The organism is Steroidobacter sp. (assembly GCF_016790065.1).
In the GTDB taxonomy this organism is placed as follows: Bacteria; Pseudomonadota; Gammaproteobacteria; order Steroidobacterales; family Steroidobacteraceae; genus Steroidobacter.
Genome location: NZ_JAEUPY010000711.1, coordinates 23,665 through 34,476 on the forward strand (window position 1 = coordinate 23,665; position 10,812 = coordinate 34,476).

Annotated in this window: 6 protein-coding genes and 1 pseudogene; 4 read left to right on the forward strand and 3 right to left on the reverse strand. The window is 62.6% G+C overall.

Translation table 11 applies throughout. The annotated features are described in order from the left end of the window. The first annotated feature begins 89 nt into the window (after positions 1-89). A complete protein-coding gene (locus tag JNL55_RS29195; protein ID WP_293862954.1) occupies positions 90-1,832 on the forward strand; it encodes a diguanylate cyclase in 1,743 nt (580 codons plus the stop codon). Here JNL55_RS29195 and JNL55_RS29200 read toward each other — a convergent pair. After that, a complete protein-coding gene (locus JNL55_RS29200; RefSeq protein ID WP_293862956.1) occupies positions 1,822-2,358 on the reverse strand; it encodes a hypothetical protein in 537 nt (178 codons plus the stop codon). The two genes, JNL55_RS29195 and JNL55_RS29200, sit on opposite strands and share 11 nt — an antisense overlap. Before the next feature lie 17 nt (positions 2,359-2,375). Here JNL55_RS29200 and JNL55_RS29205 point away from each other — a divergent pair, with 17 nt between their 5' ends. Further along, positions 2,376-5,864, forward strand: a complete 3,489-nt coding sequence (locus JNL55_RS29205; protein ID WP_293862958.1) for a PAS domain-containing hybrid sensor histidine kinase/response regulator — start codon at positions 2,376-2,378, stop codon at positions 5,862-5,864. Here the strand turns inward: JNL55_RS29205 and JNL55_RS29210 are convergent. Both JNL55_RS29210 and acs read right to left on the reverse strand, forming a co-directional pair. Further along, positions 5,861-6,529 carry a response regulator transcription factor gene (locus tag JNL55_RS29210; protein ID WP_293862960.1) on the reverse strand — a complete coding sequence of 223 codons (669 nt, stop codon included), beginning with the start codon at positions 6,527-6,529 and terminating at the stop codon, positions 5,861-5,863. The genes JNL55_RS29205 and JNL55_RS29210 overlap by 4 nt on opposite strands. Before the next feature lie 42 nt (positions 6,530-6,571). Continuing rightward, positions 6,572-8,410 (reverse strand): annotated as a pseudogene (gene acs, locus JNL55_RS29215) (acetate--CoA ligase); the annotation flags it as partial. A gap of 174 nt (positions 8,411-8,584) precedes the next feature. Between acs and JNL55_RS29220 the strand changes: the two are divergent. Both JNL55_RS29220 and JNL55_RS29225 read left to right on the forward strand, forming a co-directional pair. Then, entirely contained in the window at positions 8,585-10,258 is a 1,674-nt protein-coding gene (locus JNL55_RS29220) for an MFS transporter (protein WP_293862964.1), read from the forward strand. An 85-nt stretch (positions 10,259-10,343) separates the two neighbouring features. Further along, positions 10,344-10,812, forward strand: a 469-nt coding sequence (locus tag JNL55_RS29225) for a hypothetical protein (RefSeq protein WP_293862966.1), incomplete at its 3' end; no start/stop codon positions are given.

A 10,812-nucleotide genomic window follows, 5' to 3' on the forward strand; every position in this document is an offset into this window, starting at 1 on the left:
GTGCTGTCGCATACTCATGATGAGCAGGATGCTCGAATGCCGGGAGCGCATGGACGCGCAGCACCGGTGCAACGGATTGGGAGGATAGAGTGCCGCGGTCGCTACAGCGTATTGCCGTTTTTACCTTGATGCTGGCGTTGACCTGCGTGAGTGCGTTGGCTGCCGACTCAGCCACGCAAGCCTTCGTCCTGCCCGCCGACGAGCGCGTCTACGTCGAGGAGTTCAGTCGTCACGTCGATCTGCTCGAAGACGCGACCGGCCAGCTACCCATCGACGCGGTGGCTCAGTCGAGCTTCACGCCAGGCTCGTTGAAGGCCGCCAACGTCGGCTTCACCAGCTCGATCTGGTGGGCCAGGGTCACACTGCGGAACGACGGTCCGCGCGAGCGCGAAATCTTTCTGCGCCAGACCTACCCGCTGATCGATTACCTGGACGTCTACGAACAGACCGGCCCTGGGGAATGGAAAACCCATCAGACTGGCGACCGCCGCCCGTTCGCGACGCGCGATATCGCTCATCGGGATTTGGTGTTCCCGCTGCACGTGCCGGCCGAGGGCGAGCGGGTCATCTACCTGCGCTATCAGTCGCAGGGGCCCATCGACATCAGCCTGTCGCTCTTCAGCTCGCCGGAATTGCTGGAGTCATTGAGCCGCGAGCAACTCGCGTACGGCATCTATTACGGTTGCGTGATCATGTTGTTGGTGTGGAGCAGCTTGGTGTTCATCGCCGTGCGCGACAAAGCCTTCCTGGCCTATTTCGCGTATGTGGGCACGTTCGGCCTGTACATGCTGATCCACAACGGGCTGGCGTATCAGTACCTATGGCCGGAGAGCCCGCGTTGGGGCAACACCAGCCTGGTCGCCTTCATCAATATCGCGTTGATCGCCGGGCTGCAGTTCTCGCGAATGATCTTGCGCGCCAAAGAGGTGACGCCGCGGCTGGATCTGGTCGCCCGGATATTGCAGACGGTTGCCGCCGCTTTGTTGCTGGCCTCGCCGTTCGTGCCTTACGCGACCATCATCGCGCCGGTCGCTGGGCTGGTGCTGGTAGGCGTGCTCTTCATGTTGGTGCTGGGAACCTCAGCCATGGTGGCGGGCTCGCGGCCGGCGCGCTTCTATGTGATCGCCTGGAGTTCGTTCCTGTGCGGCTCGGTGGTGTTCCTGCTCAAGACCTTCGGCGTGTTGCCGCACACCTTCTTTACTCAGAACGGCTGGCAGATCGGTTCGTTGCTGGAAATGATTCTGCTGTCGTTGACGCTCAGCACGCGCATGAACGAGCTGCAACACCAGAGCCGCACCGATCCGCTCACCTTGCTGGGCAATCGCCGCTTGTTCGATGACCGGCTGCCTGAGGAATTCGCGGTGGCTCGGCAAGAGCAGCGGCAGTTGTCGTTGCTGGTGCTCGATATCGATCATTTCAAGAGCTACAACGATCGGCATGGCCATGCGCGCGGCGACCAGGCGATCAAGGCGGTCGGGCATGCGTTGCGTAAGTTCGCACGCAAGCCGTTGGTGGCTTGTCGTTACGGCGGCGAAGAGTTCACGGTGATTCTGCCGGGCGTCGATTGCCAGACCGCGGCGGTGATGAGCGAGCGACTGCGCCGGGTCATCGAAGAAACATTGCACGGCGACCTGGCGATCACCATCAGCGTCGGCTACGCCTGCTTGGCGCGCGGCGAGTTCGGGAGTGCCGAACAATTCTTCGAAGCGGCCGACTCGGCGCTCTACACGGCTAAACAGAGTGGTCGCAATTGTGTGGTGGCCTTCCACGAGCGGGCTGAGCAGGAACAGGAGCCACCCGTGCAGCTAGACGCGCGTGCCGCTACTTCCTGAGAAACCACACCGCCAACGCCAGAAACACGATGATCAGCAGGCGCACGATGACGGCCGGCGTCAGGCGCGCCTTCCGGCGCATCGCGCGACGCCGATAGGTGGCGACCGGTTGATAGCGTTCGTTGCGTGCCCACGCCAGCGCTTGGTGGGCGCCGATGAAATGGCCGGGTTCGGTATCGAATAGCACGCCGTCGGTCATGGCCGTCAACGTTGCGGCTGCGGCGATGGCAGCGGTGCGGTCGGCCGGGCGGCCGCTGAAACGCAAGCTGGCGACGGCGTTGCGCTGACCGATGGCCTTGGCGCCTGACTCGCCGATTTCCCCGATTTCAAAGGCCGGTGCGCCGAACGCTTCCAGGTAGTACTCGAAACCGGTGCGCTCGTCCGGGCAGGGCAGGTAGCCGCTGTGGGAATGCGGCTCGAACTCGGTGCTCAATTGCACTTCGAAGCCGGCCTCGCGAATCAGGCGAGCCCAGTCGGCGGCGGCCGGCAGCCGCTCGCGATCCAGGAATACGTTGTAGCTGATCACTTGAGTATTATGCGGCCATGATCTCGGGATGGGGCCTCCTGGTCGCTTCGCTGGCCTACGTCTGTGGCCTGTTCGTCATTGCGTGGTGGGGCGACCGGCGCCGCTTGTACCCGGATCATGCCCGGCTGCGACCGCTGATCTACAGCCTGGCGCTGGCCGTGTACTGCTCCAGCTGGACCTTCTACGGCGCGGTCGGCAGCGCGGTTCGTGACGGCCTGAGCTATTTGCCCATCTATCTCGGGCCGATGCTGCTGTTCCTGTTCCTGCTGCCGTTCTTCGAGCGCCTGGTGCGTCTGGCCAAGCAGCAGAACGCCACTTCCATTTCCGACTTGCTGGCAGCGCGCTTCGGCCGTTCGCCGCAGATCGCCGTGGCCGTTACTTTGATCGCGCTGACGGCCGCGATTCCCTACATAGCGCTGCAGTTGAAGGCCATCTCGATGAGCATCGAGGTGCTGACGGCCGGGCAGCCGGCGGTCTCGGTGGCTTGGTATCGCGATAGCGCGTTGTTCATCGCTCTGATGCTGGCGCTGTTCTCGAGTCTGTTCGGTGCGCGCCAGGTCGATGCAACCGAACATCATCCCGGCATGGTGCTCGCGGTGGCTGCGGAATCGGTGGTGAAGTTCGTGGCCTTGCTGTTCGTGTCCGTGTTCGCGCTGACCCAACTCAATGGCATCGAGCCGCTGCTCGAAACCGTACGGCGGATGCCGGCCGGCGTGGAGCATTCTATTTCCTTCGTCACCCAAGTGCTGTTGTCGATGACGGCCATATTCTGCTTGCCGCGCCAGTTCTTGATCGGCGTGGTGGAGTGCGCCGAAGTCGAAGACATCCGGCGCGCGCGCTGGTGGTTCTCGACGTATCTAGCGCTGATCTGCTTGGTGGTCGTGCCGATTGCCGCTGCGGCCATCGCAGCTGGCGCCGCGACTGGTTCGGTGTCGCCGGATTCATTCGTACTGTGGTTGCCGCTCAGCGCCGGTCACGATTGGTTGGCGCTACTCGCCTATCTCGGTGGCTTCTCCGCCGCGACCGGCATGGTGATCGTGGCGACTGTCGCGCTGGCCACCATGGTGAGTAACGATTTGGTGTTGCCGGCGTTGTGGCGTTGGCGGCCACCAGCGCTCGGTGATCGTAGTCCTGCGGCCGGCGGCATTCTCTGGATTCGGCGCGGTGCCATCCTGGCGATCTTGCTGGTCGCTTTCAGTTTCTTTCGAGCAGTACCGAATAGTTCCAGTCTCGCTTCCATCGGCTTGCTGGCATTCGCGGCCGTCGCGCAATTCGCGCCGGCCGTGGTCAGCGCGGTGTATTGGTCCGGTGCCAGCCGCGTCGGCGTGTTGGCGGGACTGTGCAGCGGTTTCCTGATTTGGATTTACACGCTGTTACTACCGACGTTTGCCAGCGCCGACGGTGGGTCGCCGTCGTGGCTGGTGGAAGGTCCGTTCGACATCGGTCTGCTCGCGCCGTATTCGCTGCTCGGCTTCTCCGGTCCCGATCCGTTGACGCACGGTGTGTTCTGGTCGCTGCTGGTGAACATCGCGACGTTGGTTGGCATGTCGTTGTATTCGCCGCCGGCCATCGGCGAGCGCTTGCAGGTGGCGCCACGGATTGCTGGTACTGATGCACGTCGCGCCAAGTTGTTGCCGGGCTCCGCGACTGTTGCCGACCTGCAGTTGTTGGCCGATCGTTTGCTCGGCCCGGCGGCGGCACAGTCTTGGTTCAAGCAATACGTACAGGAACAAGGGCGCGACTACTTGCCGACGCAACGAGCCGACGTTGGTTTGTTACAAGGGCTGGAGCGCGAACTGGCCGGCGCACTCGGCGCAGCGTCGGCGCGCATGGTGTTGACCAGTGCGTTGCGTGGCGCTGGCTTGCAGTTCAGCGAAGTGGTCACGCTGTTCGACGAAGCGTCGCAGAAGCTGCGCTTCAATCGCGAAATGCTCGAAGCCATGATGGAAAACATGCCGCAGGGAGTCAGCGTGGTCGATGCCGACATGCGGCTGGTGGCCTGGAACCGTCGCTATGTGGAGCTGCTGGATTACCCGCCGGAGCTGATGCGCGCCGGGCAGCCCATCGCCGATTTGATGAGATACAACGCTGCTCGCGGTTGGTATGGACCAGGCGATGCCGAAGTGTATGTGGAGCGGCGGTTGGCTCACTTGCGGGCCGGTTCGCCGCACTTGTCGGAGCGTCGTCGTAGCGATGGACGCGTCATCGAAGTGCGTGGCCAGCCGTTGCCCGACGGTGGCTACGTCAGCACCTTCAACGATGTGACGACTTACAAGCACGTCGAAGACGAGCTGCGCGAAATCAATGAAACGTTGGAGCTGCGCGTTGCCGAGCGAACTCAGCAGTTGGCTGATGCGACCGCCGTGGCGGAGAAGGCCAATTTGGGCAAGACGCGCTTCCTCGCCGCTGCTAGTCATGACCTGCTACAGCCGTTGAACGCCGCGCGCTTGTTCAACGCTGCACTTCGCGGTCAGGCCGGTCAGCTGCAGAATCCACAGGTCGAGCAGTTGGCGGATCGGGTCGAGAACTCGTTGCACGCCGCCGAAGAGTTGCTCGACGGCTTGCTCGATATCTCACGACTCGACTCCGGCGCGATTCAACCCGAGCCCACCAATTTCTCCGCCGGTGTATTGCTCGACTCGCTGAAAGAACAATTCGCTCCCGTGGCCGCGCAACGCAACTTGGAGTTGCGAGTGCATGCGACGCGTGCGCAAGTGTTCACTGATCAGCGAATGCTGCGACGAGTGCTACAAAACCTGATCGGCAACGCGTTGCGTTACACGCGCAGTGGGCGAGTGGTGGTTGGCGTGCGTCGCCGGGCTGGCGAGCAGATCGAGTTCCAAGTGTTGGATACCGGGCCAGGCATCGCGGCGGAAAGTCAGGCGGTGATTTTCGAAGAGTTTCGTCGTCTCGAGCAGCAGTCGCCGTGGGGTGAGCGCGGGCTCGGTTTGGGATTGTCGATTTGCGACCGCATCGTTCACATCTTGCAGACGCGGCTTACGTTGCGATCCGTGCCCGGCAAGGGCAGCGCGTTCAGTGTGCGTGTTGCTCGTGGCAGCGGTGTGGCGAGTCCGCAAGTCGCAACGCCGGCACCGGCGAGCAACCTTGCCGGCTTGCGCGGGCTGCGTGTGCTGTGTGTGGAGGACGATCCAAACATTCTCGATGCCATGCGTGAGTTGCTGACGCGTTGGGGCATCGAAGTGGTGTGTGTCGCGTCGGCGGCGAGTGCGCGTGAAGTGTTGCAACAGCAGTCCATCGATCTGGTGCTGGCTGACTATCATCTGGACGGCGAGCCCAGAGGGCTGGAGTTGCTCGACGAACTCGTGCCGCGCGATTCAGCTCGATTGCGTGCCGGTGCGTTGGTGACTGCCGATGGCAGCGCTGAGTTGGCGCAGCGAGCCAATGAATTGGGCTTCGAGGTTTTGCGCAAACCCTTGCGGCCAGCAGCTCTGCGAGCATTGCTCGTGGCACTGGCGCGGCCCAAGCCCGAAGAACGAGCGAGCTAGTCGAAGCTATCCGGCGGGCCTTGATCCAGCGACAAGCGCTGCGCGAGCAACACTGCTTGCGTGCGATTGGTGACACCCAGCTTCTGCATCACTGCGGTGACGTGTGCTTTGACGGTCGCTTCCGACACGTTCAGCTCGGCAGCGATCTGCTTGTTCAACAGACCTGCTGACAACATGGCCAGCACGCGAAATTGCTGAGGCGTCAACGTGGCCAGTCGCGTGGTCGCATCCATTTCTTGTTGATCCAGCGGCGACGGATCGGCGCCATGGGTCGCTGACGCTGGCAGCCACGTGTCGCCAGCGAGCACGGCCCGCAGCGCTGCGACGATCAGGTCGATGGACGAGGACTTGGGGATGAAGGCGGCGGCGCCATGGCCCAGTGCCCGTTGCATGATGCGCCGGTCTTCCCGAGCTGAAATCACCACGATGGGCACCGTAGGAAAATTCGCTCGGGCCTGCACCAGCGCGTTGAAGCCTTGCGCGCCCGGCATGTTCAGATCCAGCAGCAACAGCTCCGGATCGGGATGGGCATCGAGCGCGGCGAACAGCGAATGCACCGTGTCCGCCTCGACCATCGGAGCGCCGGGCACGGCCTGAGCCACCGCGAGCTTCAGAGCGTCACGAAACAGGGGGTGGTCATCGGCGATCAAGACGGCGCGCTTCATTGCGCGCGCAATACACCATGTCTAGGTCGTTGCCGGCAACTGCTAGCGATTCATGCGCTGTTCGATCAGGTCGCGCACCACGCCTGGATCGGCCAGGGTCGAGGTATCGCCGAGCTGTTGATGCTCGTTGGCGGCGATTTTGCGCAGGATGCGGCGCATGATCTTGCCCGACCGAGTCTTGGGCAGGCCGGGTGCCCATTGGATGAAGTCCGGTGAGGCGATGGGCCCGATTTCCCGCCGCACGCATTGGCGAAGCTGATCGCGCAACGCCTCGCTCGGCGCGCTCTCGGCTTTCAAAGTCACGTAGGCGTAAATGCCTTGGCCTTTGATCTCGTGTGGGCAACCGACCACGGCGGCTTCGGCGACGTCGGCATGTGCGACCAGCGCGCTCTCGACTTCAGCGCTGCCGATGCGATGCCCCGACACGTTCAACACGTCATCGACGCGGCCAGTGATCCAGTAGTAACCATCCTCGTCGCGACGTGCGCCGTCACCGGTGCAGTAAGTGCCGGGGAAGGTCGAGAAGTAGGTTTGAAAAAAGCGTTCGTGATCGCCGTACACGGTGCGCATCTGGCCGGGCCAGCTGTCGAGCAGCACCAGGTTGCCTTCGGCTTCGCCGTGCAAGGGCTGACCTTCGTTATCGAGCAACGCAGCCTGGATGCCGGGCAAAGGCAAAGTTGCGGAGCCCGGCTTGAGATCGACCTCATGCGGAATGGGCGCGATCAACGCGGCACCGGTTTCTGTCTGCCACCAAGTGTCCACGATGGGGCAACGACCGTCGCCGACCACACGGTGATACCACTGCCACGCTTCGGGATTGATGGGTTCGCCCACCGTGCCAAGCAATCGCAGACTGGCGCGACTGGTTCGACGCACCGGTTCATCGCCTTCACGCATGGACGCGCGAATTGCCGTCGGTGCCGTGTAGAAAATGGTGACGCCGTGACGATCGATGATTTCCCACGGCCGCGACGCGTTCGGATAGTTCGGCACGCCTTCGAACATCAACACCGACGCCGCGTTCGACAGCGGGCCGTACACCACATAGGAATGACCCGTCACCCAGCCGACATCGGCGGTACACCAGAACAAATCGTTGCTCTTGCATTGGAACAGCGTGTCGAAGGTGTGGGACGCGTAGGCGAGATAACCGCCGGTGGTGTGGAGCACGCCTTTGGGCTGACCGGTGGAGCCGGAGGTGTACAGAATGAACAGCGGATCTTCCGCGTTCATGACTTCAGGTTGGCACTCGCCGGCATGGCCCGCCGAGGCTTCGTGATACCAAAGATCGCGACCGGCACGCATGTCGATGGCTGCACCGGTGTTACGAATGACCAGCACGTGCTGCACGCAATCCAGGCCCGCATTGGCGAGTGCAGTGTCGACGTTATTCTTGAGCGGCACGCGCTTGCCACCGCGCCGGCCTTCGTCGGCGGTGATGACCAACTTCGAGCCGCAGTCGCGAATGCGCTGGACCAGCGATTCCGGCGAAAAGCCGCCGAACACCACCGAGTGAATGGCGCCGATGCGGGCGCAAGCCAGCATGGCCACGGCGGCATCGGGAATCATGGGCAGATAAATGGTGACCCGGTCGCCTTTGACGACGCCCAGCGAGCGCAGCGTATTGCCGAACTGGCAGACGCGCTGGTACAGCTGGCGGTAGGTGATCTTCTCAATCTGGCCCGGATCGTCGCCTTCGAACACGATGGCGGTGCGCTCGGCGTGTTCCGGCAGGTGCCGGTCCAGGCAATTGACCGAGGCGTTCAGTTCGCCGTCGAAATACCAGCGGATACGGAAGTCTTCGCGCTGGAAGCTCACGTCTTTGACCTGCGTGAACGGCCTGGTCCAATGCAGGCGCCGGCCGACCCGCTCCCACAGCTGCAGTTCCGCGGTCATGTCTCCCCCAATCGTCATCATGAGTAGCTTTGGGCCAAGCATCCCCGAAGCGCCGGCCGGGCTATATTCGACTTTGGTCGAATAGCGCCTCGCCGGACTTCGACCAAACTGCCCAGGCGCGACTCAAATAATGGTCTGACAAGGATTTTTCGGGGGACTATGGCTACCAGTTCACAGGCGTTGCCGGGTGCCAAAGCCAGCGGCATCGACGGCTCGCACAAGCGGGTGATTTTCGCGTCCTCGCTCGGCACCGTGTTCGAGTGGTACGACTTCTATTTGTATGGCTCGTTGTCGGCCATCATTTCCAAACAGTTCTTTTCCGGCGTCAATGAGACCACCGGTTTCATTTTCGCGCTGCTGGCGTTTGCCGCGGGCTTCTTCGTGCGGCCGTTCGGCGCGCTGGTGTTCGGCCGACTCGGCGACTTGATCGGTCGCAAGCACACCTTCCTGATCACCATCGTCATCATGGGCGCGTCGACGGCCATCGTCGGCATGTTGCCCAGTTACGCGGCCATCGGCGTCGCGGCGCCGATCATTCTGATCCTGCTGCGCTTGTTACAAGGCCTGGCGCTCGGCGGTGAATACGGCGGTGCTGCCACTTATGTGGCTGAGCATGCGCCTGACGGCAAGCGCGGCTTGTACACCAGCTGGATTCAAACCACGGCCACCATGGGTTTGTTTCTTTCGCTGCTGGTGATCCTGATCTGTCGCGTCACGCTCGGCGATCAGTTCGAGGTGTGGGGTTGGCGTATTCCGTTCCTGATCTCCATCGTGTTGCTCGGGATCTCGGTGTACATCCGCTTGCAGTTGCAGGAGTCGCCGGCGTTCCTGGAAATCAAAAAGGAAGGCAAGCTGTCGACCGCGCCGCTCACCGAAGCGTTCGGTAATTGGAAGAATCTGAAGATCGTGTTGTTGGCGTTGTTCGGCGCCACCGCCGGTCAGGCCGTGGTGTGGTACGGCGGCCAGTTCTATGCGCTGTTCTTCCTGGAAAAGATTCTGCAGGTCGATGCCAAGGCGGCCAATCTGATGATTGCCGCTGCGTTGCTGATCGGCACGCCGTTCTTCGTGATTTTCGGCGCGTTGTCGGATCGCATCGGTCGCAAGAGCATCGTGATGGCTGGCTGCATTCTCGCGGCGCTCACTTATTTCCCGGTGTTCAAAGGCCTCACGCATTTCGCCAACCCCGCGTTGGAGCGGGCCGTCGCGAGCGCACCAGTGGCCGTGGTCGCCGATCCAGCCGACTGCTCGTTCCAGTTCGATCCGGTGGGCAAGAAGGCATTCACCCAGTCTTGCGACGTGGTGAAGTCGGCCTTGGCCAAGACCGGTGTGCCGTATACGAATGAAGCGGCGCCGGCCGGCTCAGTGGCGCGCGTGCGCATCGGCAATGGCGACAGCGCGGTGCTGCTCGATTCCTTCCCCGGCAACACGTTGGACAAAGCTGAATTCAAGACCAGCAACGACGCGTTCACTGCGCAGCTCAAGGGCGCGTTGGCCACTGCGGGCTATCCGGCCAAGGCCAACCTGGACGAAGTGAATTACCCCATGGTGATCGCGCTGTGCACTTACCTGGTCATCCTGGTGACCATGGTGTACGGGCCGATTGCCGCGTGGCTGGTGGAGTTGTTCCCGACCCGCATCCGCTACACCTCCATGTCGCTGCCGTATCACATCGGCAATGGCTGGTTCGGCGGCTTCCTGCCGGTGACCTCGTTCGCCATCGTGGCGGCCACCGGCAACATCTATAACGGCCTGTGGTACCCGATCGTGGTGGCGGTCATGACGGCCGTGATCGGCACGCTGTTCCTGCGGGAAACCAAGGACCAGGGCCTGTAAAGTCCCGGGCTGTCGTCAAGGATGCGCCGAGGGGCGCATCCTGCGACAATGGTGCTCTTACCCCCCGATTCAGCTGGGAGACAAAGTGCACTATCTACCCGGTGCCCGCCGCGTAGCAGGGTTTTTATTGATTGGAATGCTGGCCGGCTGTAGCGGCGGCAGTGGGACCGAGGAAGGTACCCGCACGGAAATCTCCACCAATGCGATTGCTTTCCGCGCCGACGGGCCTAGTGCCTCGGTGCCGGCGGCACAGGTGTTCACCGCCACTTTCGGCAAGGACATCGCGCATCTGGCGGTCGTACACAGTGGCGATGCCATTGCCTCGACCACCTCGGTGCTGAACGGCCGCACGGCCCAGATCACCGTGGTGCCGTCGACGCCGTCGACCATCGGCCCCGGCCTGTTCTCCGGTGCGGTCGCGGTGACCGGCTACACCTGCGCCGATACCACCTGCAGCAAGCTGTCGGCAGGCAGCACCTCGACTGTCGCGGTCAGCTTCCAGATCTCGCCGGCCATTCAGCACGTCGCGCCGTACGTGGCGACCTCGGGCGTGG

Bases quoted from the DNA above. Each gene is read 5' to 3' on its own strand.
- JNL55_RS29210 (WP_293862960.1), bottom strand. From the start codon at position 6,529: ATGAAGCGCGCCGTCTTGATCGCCGATGACCACCCCCTGTTTCGTGAC.
- JNL55_RS29205 (WP_293862958.1), top strand. From the start codon at position 2,376: ATGATCTCGGGATGGGGCCTCCTGGTCGCTTCGCTGGCCTACGTCTGT.
- JNL55_RS29220 (WP_293862964.1), top strand. From the start codon at position 8,585: ATGGCTACCAGTTCACAGGCGTTGCCGGGTGCCAAAGCCAGCGGCATC.